Source organism: Streptococcus devriesei DSM 19639, assembly GCF_000423725.1.
GTDB classification, from domain to species: domain Bacteria; phylum Bacillota; class Bacilli; order Lactobacillales; family Streptococcaceae; genus Streptococcus; species Streptococcus devriesei.
In genome coordinates this window covers 26,852-49,781 of record NZ_AUIN01000002.1, presented here as the reverse complement: position 1 = coordinate 49,781, position 22,930 = coordinate 26,852, and the positions used below count along the sequence as shown (strand labels likewise).

The following is a 22,930-nucleotide window of genomic DNA, read 5'->3' as shown; positions in this document are numbered from 1 at the left end:
ATATTTTACAAAGCCTCTTTTTCAGCCTATACTGGAAACAAATCAATTTTGCGAGGTATAGTATTATGACAAAAATTTACGATAACATCACCGAATTGATCGGAAACACACCTATTGTTAAACTAAACAAGGTTGTTCCTGATAATGCAGCAGATGTCTATCTTAAACTTGAAGCTTTCAATCCCGGTTCATCAGTTAAAGACCGTATCGCTTTAAACATGATTGAAGATGCTGAAAAACGCGGTATCATAAAACCTGGAGACACTATTGTTGAACCAACCAGCGGCAATACAGGTATCGGACTTTCCTGGGTTGGTGCGGCAAAGGGCTATAAGGTGATCATCACTATGCCTGAGACCATGAGCGTTGAACGCCGTAAAATTATCCAAGCCTACGGCGCCGAACTTGTCTTAACACCAGGCAGTGCCGGAACTAAGGGGGCTATTGAAAAAGCTCACGAAATTGCTAAGGAAGTTGGCGGCTGGGTGCCTCTCCAATTTGACAATCCGGCTAATCCAAAGACGCATGAACTGACAACAGGACCAGAAATCCTAGATGCTTTTGGTTCACACGGACTTGACGCTTTCGTAGCCGGTATTGGTACCGGCGGTACAATCACCGGCGTTTCACAAGTTCTCAAAAAGGATAATCCTGATATTAAGATCTACGGTCTTGAAGCCGATGAATCTGCCGTTCTTTCCGGCGATAAACCAGGTCCTCACAAGATTCAAGGCATCTCAACCGGGTTCATTCCGGTAGCGCTTGATACTCAATCTTATGATGAAGTTATCCGTGTTAAATCTGACGATGCTTTGGCAACCGGCCGTAATTTTGGCGGTAAAGAAGGCTTCCTTCTGGGTATTTCTGCCTCAGCTGCCGTTTGGGCTGCTATCGAAGTAGCTAAAAAACTGGGCAAAGACAAAAAAGTTTTGGCTATTGCACCGGATAACGGCGAACGCTATCTTTCAACAGCCTTGTATGAATTTGACTAAAATATAGTTCTATCTTCTAGCAGCTCTCAAAGCTGAACAAAAGTTTGATTTAAAAAATATAATTAATTGACTCCTCTTAGCGCACCTTGGCAAAAATAAAAATTTGCTAAAATGTGATAAGAGGTTTTTTGGTCTTGTCTCAGCCTTCTGAACTATCCTTTCAAACACAAAACAGTCTGATTCTTTAGTATTCAAAAAATCAGACTGTCCTTTTAATATTTTTTGATTTTCATTCCTTATTCATTAGGAATACTTCACTAACTTTTACTGCTTTTTATTCCAGCGACTTGCTGTACTGGTCGACTGCTAAAAGTGCATGGGCAACATCACCGGCACTAATTTCAAACGGCATTTGATGGATTGTCTCACCTTCAATTGTAGCCTGTTTACCGACCTTTAGAAGTTCAGAATAATCAACATTTTCTAAGTGTATCTCTGCTAAAGTGGTTGGCATTCCAATAGCTCTATAGAAATGAATATATTTGTCAATTTCTTCTTTTGGACGGTTTTCAAGGAAAAGCTGTGTCAATGTTCCATAAGCAACTTTTTCACCATGTGTTAGATGATGAATATCTCCTTCTAGGGCTGTAAATCCATTATGAATGGCATGAGCAGCAGCCAAGCCTCCGCTTTCAAATCCTAGACCACTTAATAAAGTATTGGCTTCAATGACATTCTCAAGAGCCTTAGTCACTACTTTGGCTTTACAAGCTGATAAGGCCTGCAAACCATCAGCGAATAAAGTTTCTTCACAAGATCTAGCAATTGCAAGACTGGCTAAACTTTGCCCGGCACCAGCCATGGTCTGGCCATTTTTTTGGAGCACGGCTCTTGCCTCTACCCAGGTTGCCAAGCCATCAGCAATTCCTGAAGCTAACAACCGTACGGGTGCCTTACTGATAACAGCCGTATCCACCAAAACTAAATCAGGATTTTTTGAATAAAAGATATATTTTTCAAACGCTCCTTCTTCTGTGTAAATAACTGATAAAGCTGAAGTTGGAGCATCTGTGGAAGCTACGGTCGGAGCAATGACAACAGGTATTTCTAGGATATCTGCAATTGCCTTTGCACTGTCAATCGTCTTGCCTCCGCCAAGGCCGATAATCAAATCATTCTTGTTTTCTTCTGCAATTGAGACAACTCGGTCAATTTCTTTTGTCGAAGCTTCTCCATTAAAAGGAACATATTTTACAAGCAGGCCTTCTTGATTAAGATAGGTTTCAAACTGCTGTCCAATAATCTGATAAACAGTCTCGTCAGAAAGTAGAATTGGGCGACTTCCTAAATTGATAATGGCCTTTGGATTATTAAATAAGGCATTTTCTCCCTGAATATAGCGAGAGGGACTGGCAAAAATTCTCATCGTAGGATCTCCTTTCATCTCAAAAATTTTTAAATACTATATAGTTGAACGTCCTTGGGTACTTTCCCAATCGGCAGCAAAATCATCAACAGCCTTTTGGATAGACGGATTGGCAAAACCAGCAGCAAAGATATCTGCTCCAGCGGTGACAGCTTGAGCACCGGCAGCTAGAGCTTTGGTCATTTGAGAAACATTTTTAAAGCTTGCGGCTAAAATTTTTGTAGTGGCTTGTTTACGCTCAATAGCCAAAGCAAGCTGGCTGATTACCTCAACTGGATCTGTATTAAGATTTTCCATACGATTGTAATAAGGTGCTAAATAATCTGCTCCAGCTTCAATGGCCAAAAGCCCTTGAAAAACAGTATAAATAGCCGTTGCTGTAATTTGAAACCCTTCTTTTTTAAGCTGCTTAATAGCTGTCAGACCTTCTGGAGAAACAGGTATTTTAATATAGAGATTGCCTCCAAGTGTATCTCGAAGTTTATGAGCATCTTTGATGATACCTTCCACATCTTCTGCAACAACTTGAGCATGAAGACTTGGTTCTTCGCCAACAATACCACGAACCTTTTTCATCTGTTCGAAAAAGTCAATCTCCCCTTCTTTTTTAGCGATAGATGGGTTGGATGTCACACCGGCTAATGGCAAGATGACAGCCCATTTTTTAATCTCCTCTAAGTTGAGTGTGTCAAGCATAAATTCCATTTTCTTTTCCTCTTTTTCTTAAAATGCGTGTTCTGTCCGTGCAATAATATCATCTTGAGTTGCTTTAGAAAGAACATTGAAGAAGGCTGAATAACCTGCAACACGAACAATCAAATCGCGATGTTTTTCAGGATGTTTCTGAGCGTCAATCAAAGTCTCGCGGGAAACTACATTATACTGAATATGATAACCGTGAAGACGGTTGAAGAAGGTCCGAAGTAAGGCAATAAGTTTTTGTTTATCCTCTTCTTTTGCTAGGGTTTGCGGATTTACCTTCTGATTGAGAAGAACTCCGCCAACAATTTCATCCGTTGGTAATTTAGAAACGGATTTAAGCACAGATGTAGGACCATTCTTATCCATATTGTGAGATGGCGAGCAGCCTTCAGCAAGCGGTGTGCCGGCATGACGGCCATCCGGAGTAGCTAAAGTCCCGCGACCCTGTCCAACATTGGCTGAGATAGAAGATGTTCCTGAATAGCGGATACCACCGATTGGGCCACGGCCGTAACGCGTATTAGGGTATTTAGCAATTTCATCAACATAAACATCATAGCAATCACATACCAATTGGTCTGCGTAATCATTGTCATTACCATATTTAGGAGCTTCATTAATAAGCATTTGACGGATTTCTTCACCGCGCTCACCAGCATAATCTGATTGAAGAGCTTCCCAAAGCTCAGCCGTTGTTAAACGTTTTTCTTCAAAGACCAATTTCTTAACAGCAGCCAGAGAGTCAGAAAGATTAGCGATCCCAACTTGAAGTCCGGAAATGTAGTCATAGACTGCACCGCCTTCTTTCAAATGCTTACCACGACCGATACAGTCATCAGTCAAAGCTGAACAAAGAATATCTGGAACCTCACGTTCAAGACTTAGGTCAATGCTATTTTCTACAATGACACTCATCCGCGTCAAATAACGAAGGGTCTTATCCCAAGCAGTCTTGAGTTCTTCATAGGACTTCATGTTGACAAAGTGACCAAATTCTGGGGCAAAGCGTTTGCCAGAAGCTGGATCAATACCATTATTCATAGTAATAAGCAATACTTTAGGGAAGTTCATATAACTCATGCCGGTACAGCGATAGCCCCATTTACCAGGAACTGCCGTTTCCACACAGCCGATTGCTGAATAATCATAAGCATCTTCTTCTGTTACACCCTTGTTGATAAAAGACGGAATGATGATTTCATCATTGTTAAAGGCTGGCATACCAAAGCCTAGTTTCATCACTTCAATAGCTTCATTCATGAAATCTGGATCAAGTCCAGCATGGTAACGAACCGTCAGGTTAGGCTGCGGCAAATGTGTTTGAGCGACTGATCTCAAAACAAAGAAAGACAAAGGGTTAACAGCATCTTTTTTATCACGTGTTTGACCACCGATAGTGACATTTTGATAAAGCGGTGATCCAGCAGATGAGAAGGTGTGAGCTTGGCTGCGCACTTTATTAATCGTCAGTGTCTTAATCCAAAGATTGGTCAGGCGCTCAACAATTGACTCTTCAGTTTCACGACCTGCTTCTATATCTGCCTTCATATATGGATACATATATTGGTCAAAACGACCGTAGGAAAGAGAGTGACCATTTGATTCAATCTGAAGAATACATTGAATAAACCAGACAGACTGCACAGCTTCTGCAAAGGTTCTGGCTGGATGGTAAGGTACGTGTTCACAAATCGCTGCAATGTCAAGCAGTTCTTTGCGGCGCTTAGCATTAGCTGTTTCTGCCATTTCTTTTGCCAAGGCTGCAAAACGCTCTGCATAAGTCTTGACAGCCTCTATTGTAATCAAGATAGAATCATAAAAATGGTATTTATCAATGCTGGCTGGATCTGTCAAATCAAGATTAGCTTTAGCTTCACGCGTACGCTTTTCAAAACCAATGAGCCCTAGTTCAAGTAGTTTTTGATAATTGACAGCCAAATGAGCATCTCCGGAATTCATCTTACCTTCCATGCCGAAGAAACCTGTTTCCATATACACCTGCACTTCATCCGGAAGTAGGGCACCTGCTCGAGCACGCAAGTTATTATTTTCCCAGAAAGGAGCAATTTCACGAATTTGCTTTTTGGTTTCTTCTGTAATGTAGAAAACATCCCCATCACGCTTTTCAAAAAGATCCAGTTCGTTTAAAACAAATTCAAGAGTATATTCAGGGAAGATTGGCGCGTCTTTATCACCGGAAGCTTGGTTACCAACAATCAAGGTCTCGTCATCAATATAGAGGGACATTTTTTCCAAGATATTTTTAAGCATGTAAGCACGCTTAAGAACATTTGGTTTTTCCTGATGTTCTCTATATGCTTCAGTAGCAAGAAGAGCACGCTCTGCATCAATGTAAGGCTTCTTGTCAAGAACCTTATCACGGTAGTTATACATGCGTTCTGTTAAATAGCCAAAGTGTTTTTGAGAATTTTTTTGAACATCATTAGTGTATTTTTGAGTTAAAAGCTGAACTGTCATTTTTCTTCTCCTTTTTGTGTTCGTAATCTTTTTTCTTTCTTTCGTAACTATAATAACAGTATATTTTCTGAAATGCAACTATTTTTCGTAAAATACAATCGTTTTTTAAAAAAAGATCAGCTTTTGTAAATGAAACCACTGACCCTTTTTTGCTTTTTGTGCAAATCTAAACATTTTAGCAAAAAAATCTGGACAAGGCCAGATTTTTATATTTCATTTTAAACCAAAAGTTTTTTTATTAGCCAACAATGTCAACTGAATTTTTATCCTAGATTGGCTGTATCAAGATCCTGATCTAACTCTAAAACTTTTAAAATAGTAACTTGTCAGTCACCAATTGATTGATGTTTTAGCCAGCAAACGTCTTTTTTCTTTATTCATAGCAGTCTTACACTATTATTATTTTTAGTCCACCAATTGTAGATTAATATGATTAGCCTTTAAATGTTCACGTAAGGTTTTTGAAACATCAGAATCTGTTATGACTTGCGAGACTTGGCTTAAAGCAAATTGATTGACCAAACTGCGTTTAGTAAACTTACTTGAATCTGTTAAAACAATTAATTCATCAGCTGATTTAGCCATATATTGAACAACTTCACACCGCATCATGTCTTTTCCCATAAAACCTAATGCTTCATCAAAGCCATCTGTCCCTACGAATAATTTTTCAACATGAAATGACTTGACCATCTCTTTTAACAAGGGACCGACAGTGACTTCGGAATTAGGTTGATAATTGCCACCAAGCAAAATCACATGGCAAGAATCATACTTTCGAATATAAGTCGCAATAAAGCAAGAATTGGTAATGATTTTAACATTTCGTCTCTTTTGACAAATAGCTTCCGCTAATAAAGCACAGGTCGAGCCTGATTCAATCATAATCGTTTCATTATCACTAACCATTTCAACTGCCTTTTCTGCAATGGCTTTTTTGGTCCTATAATGATAAGATAGTCTGACATTTAAATCATCGCCGCTATTCAATACTGCATAGCCGTGCTCACGATGCAGTAAGCCTTTGCTTTCTAATTTATCCAAGTCTTTACGGACAGTTACTTTTGATACACCTAACTTTTCAGATAGGGTATTAACATCTATTTTTTTAGCCTGAGAAACTAAATTAATAATATCATCTAAACGTTTCATATAATTACCTCTGAATTCATTTTAACAGATAAGTATTAAAAATGAAAGCAAATCAAAAATTACGTTCGTAATTGATTTAATTTCGTTTTTGTGATAGACTGACATTAAGATAAAAAAGAAAGGCAAAAACATGACTAGTGAAAAAGGAATCATTTTCAATATTCAGCATTTTTCTATCCATGATGGCCCAGGTATTCGTACAACCGTTTTTTTAAAGGGCTGTCCTTTGCGATGCCCTTGGTGCTCCAACCCTGAATCTCAAAAACGTCAGCCCGAACAAATGCTGGATGCTGAAACAAAGCTTCCAACGATTATGGGAGAAGAAAAAACAGTGGACGACATTATATTTGAAGTAAAAAAAGATGTTGATTTTTATGAAGAATCCGGTGGCGGTCTTACTCTATCTGGCGGTGAAATTTTTGCACAGTTTGAATTTGCTAAAGCTATTCTCAAACGTGCTAAGGAAGAAGGTCTTCATACAGCTATTGAAACAACAGCTTTTGCTGAACACGAAAAATTTACTGACTTGATCCAATATGTCGATTTTATTTACACGGATTTAAAACACTATAATACAATTCAACATCGTAAAGTGACAGGTGTCAACAACAATCTTATTATTCAAAATATCAATTACGCCTTTACACACAATAAAACAATTGTTTTAAGAATTCCTGTCATTCCTGATTTTAATAATTCATTAGATGATGCTCAACACTTTGCAAAACTGTTTAATGATATTCAAGTGGACAAAGTTCAGCTGCTGCCCTTTCATCAATTTGGAGAAAATAAGTATAAACTTCTAAACCGCAAATACGAAATGTCTGACTATGCAGCCCTTCATCCAGAAGATCTTTATGATTACCAAGCTGTTTTCCTGGAACACGGTATTGACTGTTATTTTTAAAATGCAAAACAAAAAACCTGTACCCTTAGGTTTGGAACTTTTTCAAAACTTAAGGGTATAGGTTGTCTTTTTATACTAAATCAGACTAGGCGACGAGCCGCAGACAGTACTGAAGTAGGACACAAGGGAATATGACTTTCAAAGAGTATTATCTTTTTAATACTGCTTACATTTATGTCTTATTTTGATTATCATCTTCACCTTGAGCTTGTTTTAAATACTCAAGATTTTCCTCAATCCAGACAGGTAAATTTTCAGCTAAGGGCTTAAAGCCAATATTCAAACGGCTGTTGGAAAAACGGTGCCGGTACTGATAATGATGCTTTTCTTCTTCCAGAGTTCGCAAAGACAGACTGGCTTTTTGACTGTATTCATCATAATCAACAACCTGAACAAGAACTTCCTCGCCTACAGACAGGGTGCGATAAATATTATCAATATAGCCTGTTTTAATTTCAGAAATATGAATGAGACCTACTGAGCCATCTGTCAGCTGAACGAAGGCACCATAGGGTTTGATACCGGTAATTTCTCCCTTTATCTTATCACCGATCTTCATCGTCAGTCACCTCAATGGCTTCAATGACAACTTCTGTCAGCGGACGGTCTGAAGCATCTGTTGAAAGATTGGCAATCTTATCTAAGACATCATAAGAAGCCTGATCAGCCAGCTGCCCAAAGACAGTGTGGCGGCGGTCAAGGTGCGGTGTGCCGCCATTATCAGCATAAGCAGCCGCAATTTCCTGCGGCCAGCCGCCGCGCCCCAATTCTTCAGCACTGTAAGGGAAATTTTGGTTCTGAACAATGAAAAACTGACTGCCGTTGGTGTTTGGGCCCGCGTTTGCCATTGACAGAGCACCGCGAAGGTTGTAGAGCTCCTCTGAAAATTCATCTTCAAAACGCTGACCGTAAATAGACTCGCCGCCCATACCGGTACCGGTCGGATCGCCCCCTTGAATCATAAAATCTTTAATAATCCGGTGAAAAACAACACCATCATAATAGCCCTTTTTAGCCAGCCCAATAAAATTCGCAACCGTTTTTGGCGCTTGTTCCGGGAATAATTTTACTGTTAAATCACCGTGATTGGTCTTGATAACTGCTGCGGGAACATTGAGACTGTTCAAACTCAGCTGCGGAAACTGTACTTCTTTTTCTGTCAAACCTAATTCCTCCAAGGCATATAAAATGCCATCTTCTTCTACATTTTTTGTAATAAAATCAGCCTTTTCCTTCAAATCGCCATGACCATTGCCCATAGCAACTGTGATGCCGACATAATCAAACATTTCCAAATCATTGAGTCCGTCACCAAAGAAAAGGACATTGTCGGGTTTCAAATGAACTTTTTTTAACACATGAGCCAGTCCTGATGCCTTAGAAACACCATTTTTGATGACATCCGAAGAATTCTCATGCCAGCGAACCAAACGGACATATTGCCTGAGCTCATCTGAAAGCTGTAAACTGTCACCAACAGCCTCAAATGTCCACATATGATAAACATCATGCCTTTGATAAAAATCCGGTTCAACATCACACAGGCCGTAAACAGGAGAAAGTGCCCTGTCAACTAAGTCGGTGCGCCTTGAAACAACGGCCTTATCCTTACCGGCAAAACCGTAGTCAATACCGGTTTCCTGACACCAGGCAACATACTTTTCAATGATCTTTTTGTCAATAGGATCGTTAAAAATTTCATTGTTTTCATGATCAATCACATAAGAACCATTGATGGTTACAAAAAAGTCTGGCTCTAAAGCACGGATTTCAGGAACAACACCGTAAGGTGCTCTGCCGGAGGCAATACCTGTCAGAATCCCCTGCTTTTTCAGACTTTCAAAAACCCTTGTGACTGATGGCGGCATATAACCGCTGTCTTTGATACGAAGCGTGTCATCAATATCAAAAAAGACAGCCTTAACTTTTTTAGCCTTGTGTTTTAATTCAGAATCCATCTTTCACCCCTTGTGAAACTAATTTCGTTTATTATTATAACATACTAATCGTCATCCTGCGGTACCAAATGATGCTGAAAAGCATAGACTACTGCCTGTGTCCGATCGTCCACCTGCAGTTTGGACAGGATATTAGAAACATGGGTCTTTACAGTTTTTAAGGAGATGAACAGCTCATCAGCTATTGTCTGATTGTCATAGCCTTTGGCGAGCAGCTCTAAAATATCTCTCTCCCGAGCAGTCAGATCCTCATGCAAATCAGGATTATCATGATGGGCTTTGATTTTCTTATCAACCTCAGTCTCAATCGCCAAATCACCTTTAGCAACCTTTTTGATGGCATTCAGAATTTCTGCGGCACTGGATGTTTTCAGCATGTAGCCTTTAGCCCCAGCTTCGATAACAGGATAAATTTTTTCATTATCCAGATAACTGGTCAGCACTAAAATTTTAGCGTCTTTCCATTCTTTCAGCAGTTCAAGCGTTGCTTCAACGCCGTCCATTTCGGGCATGACCAGATCCATTACGACAACATCAGGCTTTAATTGTAAGGCCAGCTCGATCCCTTCGCGACCGTTGCCGGCTTCTCCGACAACTTCAACATCTGCCTGCAGGTTAAGAAAGCTCTTCAAACCCAGCCTTACCATCTCATGGTCATCAACCAGAATAACCTTTATTTTACTCATCAACATCTCCTTTCATTATCGGTACATGAATATCCATAACAACGCCTTTGTCCTTGGCACTTAAGAAGGTCACTGTCCCGGCTAAATCATTGACGCGGTCTTCAATATTTTTCAGGCCGTAACTCAGATCGCGAACAGCATCCGTATCAAAACCAATACCGTTGTCAATCATTTTAAGCTGAACCTCTGACGGTGTCTGATACAGGTAGACTTCCATTCGGCTTGCCTTGGCATGTTTCAGCGTATTACTGATAAATTCTTGGGCAATGCGAAAGAAATTACTTTCAATCGCTTTGGGAAGCTTATCAATCGTTTCTTTGTAAACAACCTCAATATTGCTTTTGTCTGTCAGTTCTTTAATAATCATAGCCAGCCCTTCTGAAAGGGTCTTGCCTTCCAGCTCAGTAGGACGCAGGTGCAGCAGCAGAATCCGCAGATCATTTTGAGCATTATTCAGCATATCCTCAACAGCTAAGAGCTGGGGCTGCAGCTGCTTCTTTTCTAATTGTTCCAGATTATGCGAAACGCCCGACAGAATCATCGAAGAGGCAAAGAGCTCCTGACTGACCGTATCATGCAGATCACGGGCAATCCTTTTTCTCTCCTTTTTGACGATTTCCTGGCTGCTGGCAATATAAGCATTCTCTGTTTTTTGAAGATTATTGGTCAGCTGCTGCATCTTATTTGATAGGCGATTAACATTTTTCCCCAGCTCAGTGTCATCTTCCTGACTAATGGCCTGGTTGAGCAAAATCCGCCTTAAATTTTGATTCAAGTGCCTTTTACTGTTATCATCAACAATCATCCATACCAAGAGCAAAAGAAAGGTCAGCGAAATGAAAGCTGCAAGAAGCGATAAAATGAACTGCTCCATAACAACCCAATCTTTCAGTAAATCATCTAAATCAAGATTGAGACTGTTGATGATGACAAAAACAATCGAAACAACGGTAACCGCAGCATAGAGAAATATCATGAAAATGGTTCGTTTTCTCATATCCGTTCCACCTCCACTACTCCTGCAATGACATTCACAATTATCTTGACCGACTTGGTCAGATCCTTCTTGTTATCGATTAGCTTAATGCTTTCATTGCGCAGATCATACTCGGGCGAATCAAAGAAGCGAACATTGCCATAAATACTGCTGACATCTAATTTGACAGCAACATCAACAGGAACTAAAATCTTGGTTGGCCCGTAGACCTTGCGAATGATGACAAGATTATTTTGGCCTGTCACAATCACCTGACTCAGATTAATCACATCACTGCCGCTTAAGCGAATCACATTAATATCATCAAAGGCATAAGAATCAGTCTCAATATACTCATTGTTACCGATCCATTGATGCGGTTTTTTAGTGACATCAAGCCCTTCTTCCTGCAGCTTTAATAAAGCATAGCGATTTTTCTTTTTAACTTGGGCAAAGTGATTAATCATGACATAGAGGATTCCCACAAGCACCGCAGCGATGGTATAGGGATTCAGCATGAAAATCAGAAAAAGCAGCAGCAAACTGGCTGTTAGCAGAAAATCATTCTTACTGCCCAGATGATAAAATCTCAGGGCTAAAAGCGTAATCACCAGAATCAAGATAAAACTCGATAAATCGCTGGCTAGAATCGTCATAAAGGCCAAAGCAATTAGGATGGTCTCAACGACTAAAAAAAATTGGAATTTTCGCATAGGTTACCTTCAAGTCGTATAATTCTTTGTCATTGTATCAAAATTCAAGATAAATTTCATCTGCCATCAGCAATCAAAAAAGAGAAGGTGCAGATTTCATCCAAAAATCTGCTGCTCCTTCTCCTTTTATTCAATTAATAATTAAAGTTGCTTACTCTGATGAAGTCGGCGGCGTTGTGCTTTCTTCACTGCTTGTCGGTTGTGTCGTCTCTTCCTCTGTCACGGTTGTCTCTTCTTCTGTTTCTTCGGACGAAGACGGATGAGGATTGGAGATTCCTGATTCTGAAACATAGAGAATGACATCATCATCAGATGACAGGCTGACAGCCTCTCCATAATAAGGACTTTGACCTACAACCACAGCTGAGGAGTCCGGTGACGAAATTTCTGTTGAGTAATCGCTGGCATCATAAACCTTTATGCGTTTTGTCGAAATGCCCATAGCTGTTAAAGTATTGACCGCTTCTTCATAGGTTGTATTTTTAAAATTAGGCATGGTCATCTCAACAACCTTGAGAGTAATCTTCTTGCCGCTGCCGGAACGATAAGTTTTTCCGGCTTTTGGCGTCTGACCGATTACTGTCCCGCCGCTGTACTCATCTGATGAAACTTCTTTCAGAACAATCTTGCTTTTGGAAACGCCGTAATTATTGGTTAGGTTATCAATAACATCTTGATAATCTTGGCCGGTGTAGTCTTCCATCTTAAAACCTTTGGAGCTGGCTACAAAAATGTCAACTTTGGCTCCTTCACGCTTTTTCGTTCCTGCACTCGGATTCGTGCGAACGACTTTGCCATCGGATACGCTGTCATCTTCAATCTTACGAACTTGACCGACCTTTAAGCCTGAATTTCTAATGACTGTCTTAGCAGCTGACAGCTTATCCCCGGAAACATCCGGTACAGAAACAGTACTCGGCTTCGTCAAAATAAGGTAGGCCAAGATAATAATACCAATAAAAACTAAGGCGAAGAAAAGCTTGAAGAAGCGGGATAAAAAGCGTCCCTTCTTTTTAGGCTTGTCCGGAAGTTTAGGTTTAGGCTTGGGCTGGCTGGCCGGCTTATCCGGATTTGTCGCTTTATTTTTCAAGGACTGGGAAACCGAGGCGGCTGTTGCAGCCTGTTCAAGCTTTGGCAGAGGTTTCGTATCCGCAGCATCATTGAAGACTAGTTTCTTCTCACGGCTGCGGCTGGGCTGCAGGCAGGTTCTTAAATCCTGCAGCATCTCTTCTGTTGACGTATAGCGATTCGTCAGACGTTTGGCTGTTGCCTTAATGACCACATTTTCCAAAGCCTGAGGAACATTTTTATTTTCCGCAATGATTGACGGCAGCGGTTTTTGAAAATGCTGCAGGGCAATGGTCACAGCACTGTCACCATCATAAGGAATATGCCCGGTCAGCATTTCAAAGAGCATGATACCCATAGCATAGATATCACTTTGAACCGTTGCTTTTGAACCGCGTGCCTGCTCAGGAGACAGGTAATGGACACTGCCCAGCATTGAATTGGTCTGTGTCAGACTGGTTTCAGCAAAGGCTACGGCAATCCCAAAGTCGGTTACTTTGGCTGTACCGTCCTTTGTTAAAAGCACATTTTGAGGTTTCAGATCCCGGTGAATAATGCCCTTTTGATGGGCAAGAGTCATGGCGGAAAGAACCTCTTTCATAATCCGAATTACTTCAGCATTTGATAAAGGGGCATGATCTTGAATGTATTTTTTCAAGTCAGCACCGTCAACATATTCCATTGCAAGGAACTGCTGACCGTCTTCTTCTCCAATGTCACGAATGGCAACAATATTAGGATGGTTGAGCTCTGCCATGGCCCGCGCTTCCCGCTGGAAACGCGTCACGGCGACCTGATCTGTTTGATAATTTGTCCGCAGCACCTTGATGGCTACTTCCTCATTATCCAGGATCAAATCATTAGCTAAATAAACATCGGCCATCCCGCCTCGTCCGATAGACTGGAGAATTCGATAACGACCAGCAAATAATTTGCCAATCTGAATCATTCATCTCCCTCTCTTTCGGCGTGGACTAAAGCAACGGTGATATTATCAAGACCGCCTGCATCGTTGGCTAATTGAATGAGGTATCTGGCTTTTTCATCCAAGTTTTTGCTGTCATCACTCAAGGCATTGACAATGATTTTATTAGAAATCATATTGGTCAGACCGTCACTGTTGACCAGCAGATAGTCTCCCGCTTCTAAGGTTTGAATCCCAAGATCGGGTTCCACCGGATTAGCCTGACCGATAGACTGGGTGATGATATTCTTTTGCGGGTGGCTGGCTGCTTCTTCTTCAGTCAGCTGACCGGCCTTGACCAGCTCGTTGACCAAGGAATGGTCGCTCGTTAATTGAGTGTAAACACCCTCATGAACCAAGCCGATACGTGAATCGCCGATATGGGCGAAAAGGACATTGTTATCAACAACAACCAAGGCTTCGATTGTCGTTCCCATGCCTTGGAAATCTTCTGTCTGCCCTAATTCATAAATACGGCGATTAACAGTTTCAATGTTGCTGACCAGCCAGTCACGGATCTGACCTAAATCAGTCAAATCAGTATCAACCCATTCCCGGCCCAAGTCAGTAACCGTCATTTCACTAGCAATGTTGCCGGCACGATGTCCGCCCATTCCATCTGCTAATACAATCAGGGTTTTCCCAGAACGATTATCAAATTTATTGATAAAATCTTGATTATTGGAGCGTTTTTGCCCAATATCTGTAAAAAGGGAAATTTTCATGTCTTTCTTGTCTGACAAAGTCAGCCTCCTTCTAAATTCTATGAAATCCGCTTTACTTGGCTGATAAAAAAGCCATCTGTAAGATATTGCTCAGGCGTAATCACAAGACAGCCATCAACAACAATATCCTTTTTCTCATGATATAATTTAACCTGTTCAAAATTCGGATGGTTATCCAAAAATTGCTTAAGTACTATTTGATTTTCTTCTTTAAAAATAGTACACGTACTGTATGTTATTATACCACCTTTTTTTATGGTTTGGCAAACGCTATCTAAAATTTCCAGCTGGATTTTTTGCAGGCTGACAAAGTCTTTATTTTCCTTATTGTATTTAATATCAGGCTTGCGCCTGATCAGCCCGATTCCTGAGCAGGGCGCATCCACCAAAATTTTATCAAATGTATCAGGAGCAAAGTGTTCATGAACTTTTCTGGCATCCAATTTTTGCGTTTGTATTTTGTCTGCAAGTTTGAGGCGCTCTGCATTGTCTCTGATTAGCTTTAATTTGTGATCGTACAAATCCAGTGCGATCAGCTGACCGCTTTTCAGATAAGAAGCCATGTGGACCGCCTTGCCGCCGGGAGCACTGCAGGCATCAAGAACACAGTCATTCTCTTGAATGCTCAAAGTCGGTGCGACCAGCTGACTGCTTTCATCCTGAATGGTAATTTTTCCCTCTTTAAAAAGATCGCTGCCGGTAAAATTACCGGACGCTTTGACCAGCCCCACCGGAGACAGTAAAGACTTATCTGCACCAGTCAGCTGCTTTACTGTCTCTAATTCAGCCGGATTGACTGCACGGATACTGGCTTTGCTGCGGACTAAAAGGCTTTTAAACATGGCAATAGCTCTGTCTTCGCCGAATTCATCAATCATTTTCTTGACCAGCCAGACCGGCAGCGAATAAGCCACCGAATAGCGCTTGTTCTTTCGCTTAATAGCTGTTATATCCGGTTTTTCCTGCCGCAAAAATTGCCTTAAAACAGCATTGACCAGCTTATCAGCTCCTCGATGCCGCTTTTTGGCAATCGTTACCGCATCATTGACAATAGCATGCTCAGGAATCTTATCCAGATAAAGAATCTGATAAAGGCTGAGCATTAATAAATAATAAATCCAAGTATCTATTTTTTCACGGTCTTCAATATAGTGAGCCAAGTACCACTCCAGAGTGATTTTCCGCGTTAACGTTCCGTAAACCAGCTCTGTCAGAAGAGCCTTATCCTGCTGCGATAGCCGGTGCTTTGTCAGATAATGATTAAGGGCGATATTGCTGTATGCTCCCTTGTCAAAAATTTCAGCCAAAACAGCGAGAGCACCGCTGCGTGCAAGCTGTTTAGTCTCCAAAATAATCACCCACTTTAAGCTTTTGCCCCAAGCCATTCAAAAAGTCAACAATACTCATTTTGGGTTTGCCGGCCGGCTGCACCGTTGTCAAAGACAGAGCCCCTTGAGCTGCAGCGACAACTAACTTTTTCTTCGTCTTTTCAATGATTTCACCGGGATTCCCCTGACCTTCAGCTTCTTTTGCTTCATAGATTTTAAAGCGCTGCTGATTTAAAAGAGTATGGGCAACAGGCCAAGGATTCATACCCCGCACCTGATTGAAAATAGCACGGGCAGATTTATTCCAGTCAATTCTTTCTTCCTCAGGGGTAATATTGGGTGAAAAGCTGACCTGACTTTCATCCTGGGCTGTAGGTTCGATCCTGCCGGCAATATAATCCGGCAGCACCTTTAGCAGCAGATCCCGCCCCAACAGAGCTAACTTTTCAAACAAACTTCCGACATTATCATCATCGCTGATCGGTATTGACGCCGAGGCTACCATATCACCGGCATCCATTGCTTTAACCATTTCCATGATCGTTACACCGGCTTCCTTGTCTCCGTTGATAAGAGCATAGTGGATAGGAGCTCCGCCTCTGTATTTGGGCAGCAGTGACGCGTGAACATTGACAGCAAAATCAACACTGTCAATCAGCTTCATCGGCAAAAACTGTCCAAAAGCTGCGGTGACAATGCCATCTGCTCCTAAGTCAATCAGCTCAGTCAGCTCTTGAGAGCCTGAGAGTTTTTCAGGCTGATAAACGTTCAAGCCGTGCTCCAAAGCTACTTGCTTTACAGGCGTCATCTTGATTTCTTTTTTACGGCCGACAGCTCGGTCGGGCTGAGTGACAACTGCTGAAATCTCATAGCGGCCGTCTGCCAGGAGACCTTTGAGAACAGTCGCTGAAAAATCGGGCGTCCCCATAAAAATTAATTTTGTCATATTCACCTCGTTAATCGTGTTGATAGTTGAAACTTTCTTACATGAAACTCTGCGGCTCATGATCAATAATCAAGCGCAGATTACGGTTTTCTTTTTTCTGCGTTAAATCCAGAATCTGGTTCAAAACAGATTCCAAGTGCTCTTCAAAGCGGTACTTAATAATAATTTGATAGTGATATAGATTATGTGTTCTCGCGATAGGCTTTGGCGTCGGTCCTAAAATTTTAATCTTATCGGTCAGTTCAGTCCGAAGCAGACCTACTACTTCATAAGCTTTTTTAATGACCTCTTGCTCATCTTTATGTGACAGCGTCAGCCCCACCGTAAAATAGTAGGGCGGATAAGCCAGACTTCGGCGAATGGCCATTTCATAGTGATAAAAAGCTTCATAATCCTGATCCTTAGCCATTTGAATGGCATAATGATTTGGATTATAGGTCTGAATCAAAACATCCCCGGGCTTATCAGCCCGCCCTGCTCTGCCGGCCACCTGAGTTAATAGCTGGAAAGTCCGTTCACTGGAGCGAAAATCAGGCAGATTTAAAGAAGTATCCGCATTCAAAACGCCCACCAAGGTGACATTCGGAAAATCAAGACCCTTTGCAATCATCTGGGTGCCCAGAAGGATATCTGCCTCTCCTTTGCCAAAAGCTCGAAGAATTTTTTCATGTGCCCCTTTTTTCCTTGTCGTATCCACGTCCATGCGCAGCACCCGGGCTTTAGGCAGCACTTGCAGCAATTCATCATAAGCTTTTTGTGTCCCGGTTCCATAATAGCGAATCTTCTTGCTGCCGCAGTTGGGACAGGTGTGCGGAATGCCCTTAGAAAAACCACAGTAATGACAGTTCATGGTTTTTGTATCCATGTGCAGGGTTAAGGAAATATCACAGTTAGGACAGTTATCAACATAGCCGCAGTCACGGCACATGATAAAGCTGGAATAGCCGCGGCGATTGAGCATAAGCACAACCTGTTCCTGCCTGTCTAAGCGCTCCTTGATCTTATCAATCAATACCGGCGTTAGATTACTCACTTCCTGCCGTCCTATAAAATCGCGGAAATCAACAATTTCTACCTTAGGCACCTGAGCCAAAGGATTGGCTCGCCTGGACAGTCTCAGCAGTTGATAGACATTGCGGCTGGCTCGAGCTCTGCTTTCAATGCTGGGCGTAGCACTGCCCAGAACAAGTACGGCCTTGTGATACTCAGAGCGCAGCAAGGCAACATCACGCGCATGATAACGAGGATTTGACTCCTGCTTATAGCTCGCTTCGTGTTCCTCGTCAATAATGATGGCACCAATATTTTCAAGAGGTGCGAAGATGGCTGAACGTGCACCGACAACAACCTTAGCCTGACCGGATTTTATCTTGCGCCATTCATCAAATTTCTCACCGTCTGACAAGCCGGAGTGCATAATGGCTACCAGACTGCCAAAGCGAGAAATAAAACGATTGGTCATCTGGGGGGTCAAGGAAATTTCAGGCACCAAAACAATGGCTGTCTTTCCCATTTTCAAGACTCTGTCTATAACATGCAGATAAACTTCCGTTTTCCCGCTGCCGGTAATCCCCTCTAACAAGTAGGGCTTACTGCCTAGTCCAATAGCAGCTGTGATGGTTTCAACCGCTCCCTGCTGTTCTTCATTCAAATCCAAAAAGTCAGACTGGGGAACATCTGCAAAGTAAGCAGCGCTGCGGTTGACTTCTACTTCCGATATTTTAAGGATATCTTCTGAAATGAAATAATTGACAACCTCCCGCGAAAAAAGGGAAAACAGCTCAGAAAGCGCCTGATTCTGCGGATGTTTAATCAGGTAGTCTTTTAACTCCTGCCGCTTTTTGGCACGTTTGCTGACCGTTAAGGCTGCTAATTTTTCCAGATCCACTTCATAATACTTTTGTGTCTTAATGCTCTTTTTATCTTTGGCAATGTAAGAAACAGCAATTTTCCCGGCTTGAATCAAACGCAGACTTTTCAGCTGAGCTTCCTGACTTAACTGTGAGAAATTAATTTCTTTTCTGCCGCCAAAAATCAGTATTTTATCTGCCTGAGACAAGCCATCTTGGGCTTTTAGGAGCCGATCATAGTTTGAATTTAAAAGGCTTGGAATCATCGATTTCAAGATCGAAATCTTATAAGAAAAAACCGTCCTGCGCAGCTGATCTGCCAGCAGCAGCTGTTCCTGATTGAGCACCGGCTCTGGATCTAAAACTTCTGCCAAAGACTTTAAATGCTCATCTTCTCCTTCAGCAATATTGACTACAAACCCCTGCAGCAGACGATTTCCCTTGCCAAAAGGAACATGAACACGGGAACCTGCCACAAGGACCGATGACAGTTCTTCCGGAATTTTATAAGAGAAAGGTTTATCCGTCTGCATCAAAGGCACATCGACAATAACCTCTGCAATTTTTACCATCATCTACCTCAAATATGAAAAATCTAAGATTGCTGCCAACCTTAGATTTTTTCACCTTCTTCTTCCTTTTCTTTAGCAATTTGTTCCTTGATTTTGCGCTCTTCTTCTTCCTTAGCCAGACGTTCAGCTTCAGCTTTGGCACGAACAGCTGCCCGCTTTCCTTCTGGGTCAGGATGAATAACAACATTGCCTGATTCAATTTCCTCAAGCGCTTGAAGGGTTGGTTTCACGGATGAAAATTCCTGTGTTGGTTTCGCACCGGCTTCAAGCTCATGGGCACGTTTAGCCTGCAGCATAACAAGGGAATATTTTGACGGTACTTTATCTAATAAAGTATCAATCGAAGGTTTTAACATCATAGGTCTTTTTCTCTTTTCTAATTTATCTTAAGGGTAATTCTTCTTTAATCATTTTATCATAGCGCCCGATGACGCGTTCGACACGGTAGTGCTCTGTTTCGATAATATGCTTAACGCGCTCCGCAGCCAAGTCAACCTCATCATTAACCACAGCATAGTCATATTCGCGCATAAGAGCAATTTCTTCTTTGGCACGTTCAATACGCTGGGCAATGACTTCCTGACTGTCGGTTCCGCGGCCCACCAAGCGATCTTTTAACTCGGCTAAATCAGGCGGTGTCAGAAAGATAAAAACGCCATCCGGAACTTTTTTCTTGACCTGAAGCGCTCCTTGAACTTCAATTTCCAAGAAAACATCAACTCCCTTATCGAGCGTCTCATTGACATAAGTCAGGGGTGTTCCGTAATAATTGCCGACATATTCTGCATACTCCAGCATCTGGCCTTGTCTGATGAGCTCTTCAAATTCCTCACGTGTCCGAAAGAAATAGTCAACACCGTCAGTTTCACCGGGCCTTTGCGGACGCGTTGTCATTGAAACCGAATACTCAAATTTATGGTCAGGTGTTGAAAAAATTTTCTGCCTGACAGTTCCCTTGCCAACACCGGAAGGTCCTGAAAAAACGATTAACAAACCACGTTCAGACATTTTTAGCTCCTTAAAGTTTCTGTTTCTAGTTTAACAAAAAGCCACTTGTTTATCAAGAAAATTTTACCCGTCTGCGCTCGTAAAAGACAAGCAAAACCACACCTGGCGAAAAATCTCCGCCTGACTGCTGCGCTTTTTGGAGATACAGACAAAGACCGTTCTTGAAGAAAAAAAGAACAAAGCGTTATTGATTCCTTGAAGATATCAATTTGCTTTGTTCTCTCACATTTGCTCTGCAATAACCTATTAAGTCAGCAGCTCAATCTTATTTGGCATAGTCAACGGCACGCAGTTCACGAATAACCGTAACTTTAATATTACCCGGATAATCCAGATTGCTTTCAATTTTCTCACGGACTTTATGAGCCATGATAGTTACATCATCATCCGACAGTTTGGCAGGTTCTACCATGATGCGGATTTCACGTCCGGCCTGAAGGGCATAGCTGTTTTGCACACCTTCAAAGCTGGTTGCAATCTCTTCCAGATCACGCAGACGCTTAATGTAGTTTTCCATAGATTCATTGCGGGCACCGGGACGGGCAGAGCTGAGAGCATCTGCTGCAGCTACCAGAACAGCAATAACTGACTCTGGTTCAACATCGCCGTGGTGGCTGGCAATAGTATTGATAACGACCGGATGTTCCTTATACTTGCGGGCAAATTCTGTACCAATCTCAACGTGACTGCCTTCAACCTCACGGTCAATAGCTTTTCCAATATCGTGAAGAAAACCTGCCCGGCGAGCCAAGTCAACATTCTCACCCAGTTCACTGGCAAGCAGCCCGGCCAATTTCCCGACCTCAACCGAGTGGCGCAGGACATTTTGACCATAAGACGTACGGAATTGCAGACGTCCCATCAATTTAATCAGATCCGGATGAAGATTTGGAGCGCCGATTTCAAAAGCAGCTGCTTCACCGTATTCGCGGATGCGGTTATCCATTTCCAAACGGTTCTTCTCAACTAATTCTTCAATTCGAGCCGGATGAATGCGGCCATCCTGGATAAGAGCTTCCAAGGTCATTCGCGCAATTTCTCTGCGGATCGGATCAAACCCTGATAATACTACAACTTCCGGAGTATCATCAATAATGATATCAATTCCGGTCAAACTCTCCAGCGTTCGGATATTACGGCCTTCACGGCCGATAATCCGGCCCTTCATACTGTCATCAGGCAGATGAACAGTCGTAATCGTCTGTTCTGTGACATAGTCTCCTGCCAATCGCTGCATAGCCTGAGCTAATAGATTTTTAGCGGTCTTATCAACCTTATCTTTCACTTCACGGTCAGCTTCTTTAATGCGATTAGCAATATCGTGTGACAAGTTTTTTTCTGTTTCAGAAAGAATAATATCACGCGCTTGTTCCTGACTGAGAGCTGCTACTCTTTCCAGCTCCTGGGTTTTCTCAAGTTCTAATTGTTCAACTTGCTGCTCACGCTCATTAATATGTCTAGATTTATCGGACAGACTTTGCTCTTTGCTGTCAAGCAACTGTTCTTTACTGCTTAAATTCTCATCTTTACGGTCAAGAGAGCTTGCACGCTCGGTTAAGCGTGTTTCCATTTGCTTGAGCTCTTGTCTTTCAGATTTAAATTCTTTTTCAATCTCTTCGCGATATTTTCTAGCCTCTTCTTTTGCTTCTAAAAGCAATTCCTTTTTATAGGCCTTACTCTCACGTTCTGCTGTTGTTTTAATATGCTCGGCATCCATTTCCGCCTTGCTCCGAGCATTGACAGCATCTTGTTCTGCATTTAAAAGAGTCAGCTCTGCTGTTTCTTTAGCCTTTTTTAATCGGGCTGAAATGACAACATAGCCAATAACCAAACCAATGAGGGAGAAAACAAGTGCTAAAAGAATATTTAACATGTTTTACCTCAAAAATTTTATTGGATTTCAATTAGAAAATCCAAATTATAGTTTATCATAAAATATCATTTTCCACAATAAAATTATCAGCAGTATTTCCTAATTTATGATATGATTATCGTAAATTGACAAAGGAGAACATTATGTCTAAAAAAGTTATTGTTGAGAGTTTTGAACTGGATCATACAGCCGTAAAAGCCCCCTATGTCCGTCTCATTTCAGAAGATAAGGGGCCTAAGGGCGACGTAATTACAAACTTCGATATCCGCTTGGTGCAGCCTAATAGGGACTCTATCCCAACCGCCGGCCTTCATACGATTGAACACCTGCTGGCTAAGCTCATCCGCGAACGGATTGATGGTATGATTGACTGCTCACCTTTTGGCTGCCGCACCGGCTTTCATCTTATCATGTGGGGCAGTCATACCACAACAGAAATTGCCAAAGTCATCAAGTCCAGTTTGGAAGAGATTGCCACAGTTACATCCTGGGAAGATGTTCCCGGGACAACTATTGAATCTTGCGGAAACTACAAGGATCACAGCCTTTTTTCCGCTAAAGAATGGTCAGCTCTTATTCTCGAGCAGGGCATTTCCGATGATCCTTTTGAGCGCCATCTTGTCTGATTACTAAAAATCTGCTCAATTAAAAAAAGCGAGTTTGCCA

20 protein-coding genes are annotated in these 22,930 nt (G+C 41.8%); 3 read left to right on the top strand and 17 right to left on the bottom strand.

Annotation, left to right across the window (positions count from 1 at the left end; genetic code table 11):
* The first annotated feature begins 65 nt into the window (after nt 1-65).
* Complete coding sequence (gene cysK / locus G573_RS0100600) at nt 66-992, top strand: cysteine synthase A (RefSeq protein WP_027974910.1); 927 nt, start codon at nt 66-68, stop codon at nt 990-992.
* A gap of 274 nt (nt 993-1,266) precedes the next feature.
* Here the strand turns inward: cysK and G573_RS0100595 are convergent, their stop codons facing one another.
* From G573_RS0100595 to G573_RS0100580, 4 genes are all read right to left on the bottom strand, one after another.
* Nucleotides 1,267-2,358, bottom strand: a complete 1,092-nt coding sequence (locus G573_RS0100595) for a glycerol dehydrogenase (protein WP_027974909.1) — start codon at nt 2,356-2,358, stop codon at nt 1,267-1,269.
* A gap of 36 nt (nt 2,359-2,394) precedes the next feature.
* Nucleotides 2,395-3,063, bottom strand: a complete 669-nt coding sequence (locus G573_RS0100590) for a fructose-6-phosphate aldolase (RefSeq protein WP_027974908.1) — start codon at nt 3,061-3,063, stop codon at nt 2,395-2,397.
* A gap of 18 nt (nt 3,064-3,081) precedes the next feature.
* Entirely contained in the window at nt 3,082-5,538 is a 2,457-nt protein-coding gene (locus G573_RS0100585; RefSeq protein ID WP_027974907.1) for a glycyl radical protein, read from the bottom strand.
* Between the two features lie 405 nt (nt 5,539-5,943).
* A complete protein-coding gene (locus G573_RS0100580) occupies nt 5,944-6,690 on the bottom strand; it encodes a DeoR/GlpR family DNA-binding transcription regulator (RefSeq protein WP_027974906.1) in 747 nt (248 codons plus the stop codon).
* A gap of 130 nt (nt 6,691-6,820) precedes the next feature.
* Here G573_RS0100580 and G573_RS0100575 point away from each other — a divergent pair, with 130 nt between their 5' ends.
* Nucleotides 6,821-7,597, top strand: a complete 777-nt coding sequence (locus G573_RS0100575; RefSeq protein ID WP_027974905.1) for a glycyl-radical enzyme activating protein — start codon at nt 6,821-6,823, stop codon at nt 7,595-7,597.
* Nucleotides 7,598-7,769: 172 nt separating this feature from the next.
* On the opposite strand, the gene G573_RS0100570 is transcribed toward G573_RS0100575, so the two are convergent.
* The 13 genes from G573_RS0100570 to G573_RS0100510 all read right to left on the bottom strand — a co-directional run bounded on the left by G573_RS0100570 (nt 7,770) and on the right by G573_RS0100510 (nt 22,264).
* Nucleotides 7,770-8,156 carry a S1 RNA-binding domain-containing protein gene (locus tag G573_RS0100570; protein ID WP_027974904.1) on the bottom strand — a complete coding sequence of 129 codons (387 nt, stop codon included), beginning with the start codon at nt 8,154-8,156 and terminating at the stop codon, nt 7,770-7,772.
* Entirely contained in the window at nt 8,143-9,555 is a 1,413-nt protein-coding gene (locus G573_RS0100565) for a bifunctional Cof-type HAD-IIB family hydrolase/peptidylprolyl isomerase (RefSeq protein ID WP_027974903.1), read from the bottom strand. Before G573_RS0100565 ends, G573_RS0100570 begins: the two co-directional genes overlap by 14 nt.
* Nucleotides 9,556-9,599: 44 nt before the next feature.
* Nucleotides 9,600-10,241 carry a response regulator transcription factor gene (locus G573_RS0100560; RefSeq protein ID WP_027974902.1) on the bottom strand — a complete coding sequence of 214 codons (642 nt, stop codon included), beginning with the start codon at nt 10,239-10,241 and terminating at the stop codon, nt 9,600-9,602.
* A complete protein-coding gene (gene liaS, locus G573_RS0100555) occupies nt 10,234-11,238 on the bottom strand; it encodes an envelope stress sensor histidine kinase LiaS (protein ID WP_027974901.1) in 1,005 nt (334 codons plus the stop codon). Before liaS ends, G573_RS0100560 begins: the two co-directional genes overlap by 8 nt.
* A complete protein-coding gene (gene liaF / locus G573_RS0100550) occupies nt 11,235-11,930 on the bottom strand; it encodes a cell wall-active antibiotics response protein LiaF (RefSeq protein ID WP_027974900.1) in 696 nt (231 codons plus the stop codon). Before liaF ends, liaS begins: the two co-directional genes overlap by 4 nt.
* Nucleotides 11,931-12,081: 151 nt before the next feature.
* Nucleotides 12,082-13,947, bottom strand: coding sequence for a Stk1 family PASTA domain-containing Ser/Thr kinase (pknB, locus tag G573_RS0100545; RefSeq protein WP_027974899.1), 1,866 nt, complete (start codon nt 13,945-13,947; stop codon nt 12,082-12,084).
* Nucleotides 13,944-14,687, bottom strand: coding sequence for a Stp1/IreP family PP2C-type Ser/Thr phosphatase (locus G573_RS0100540; protein WP_027974898.1), 744 nt, complete (start codon nt 14,685-14,687; stop codon nt 13,944-13,946). Before G573_RS0100540 ends, pknB begins: the two co-directional genes overlap by 4 nt.
* A 38-nt stretch (nt 14,688-14,725) precedes the next feature.
* Nucleotides 14,726-16,072: a 16S rRNA (cytosine(967)-C(5))-methyltransferase RsmB gene (gene rsmB / locus G573_RS0100535; RefSeq protein WP_051175678.1), complete on the bottom strand. Its 1,347-nt coding sequence runs from the start codon at nt 16,070-16,072 to the stop codon at nt 14,726-14,728.
* The gene (gene fmt, locus G573_RS0100530; protein WP_027974896.1) at nt 16,026-16,961 is read right to left on the bottom strand and encodes a methionyl-tRNA formyltransferase; all 936 of its coding nucleotides are present in this window, start codon (nt 16,959-16,961) and stop codon (nt 16,026-16,028) included. The genes rsmB and fmt overlap by 47 nt, the downstream gene beginning before the upstream one ends.
* A gap of 37 nt (nt 16,962-16,998) precedes the next feature.
* The gene (locus tag G573_RS0100525) at nt 16,999-19,383 is read right to left on the bottom strand and encodes a primosomal protein N' (RefSeq protein ID WP_027974895.1); all 2,385 of its coding nucleotides are present in this window, start codon (nt 19,381-19,383) and stop codon (nt 16,999-17,001) included.
* 41 nt (nt 19,384-19,424) lie between these two features.
* Nucleotides 19,425-19,742, bottom strand: a complete 318-nt coding sequence (gene rpoZ / locus G573_RS0100520; RefSeq protein WP_027974894.1) for a DNA-directed RNA polymerase subunit omega — start codon at nt 19,740-19,742, stop codon at nt 19,425-19,427.
* Between the two features lie 22 nt (nt 19,743-19,764).
* Nucleotides 19,765-20,391 (bottom strand): guanylate kinase, encoded by a 627-nt coding sequence (gene gmk / locus G573_RS0100515; protein WP_027974893.1) that lies wholly within the window; start codon nt 20,389-20,391, stop codon nt 19,765-19,767.
* A gap of 265 nt (nt 20,392-20,656) precedes the next feature.
* A complete protein-coding gene (locus tag G573_RS0100510) occupies nt 20,657-22,264 on the bottom strand; it encodes a ribonuclease Y (RefSeq protein ID WP_027974892.1) in 1,608 nt (535 codons plus the stop codon).
* A 143-nt stretch (nt 22,265-22,407) separates the two neighbouring features.
* Here G573_RS0100510 and G573_RS0100505 point away from each other — a divergent pair, with 143 nt between their 5' ends.
* Entirely contained in the window at nt 22,408-22,890 is a 483-nt protein-coding gene (locus G573_RS0100505; RefSeq protein ID WP_027974891.1) for an S-ribosylhomocysteine lyase, read from the top strand.
* The last annotated feature ends 40 nt before the right edge of the window (nt 22,891-22,930 follow it).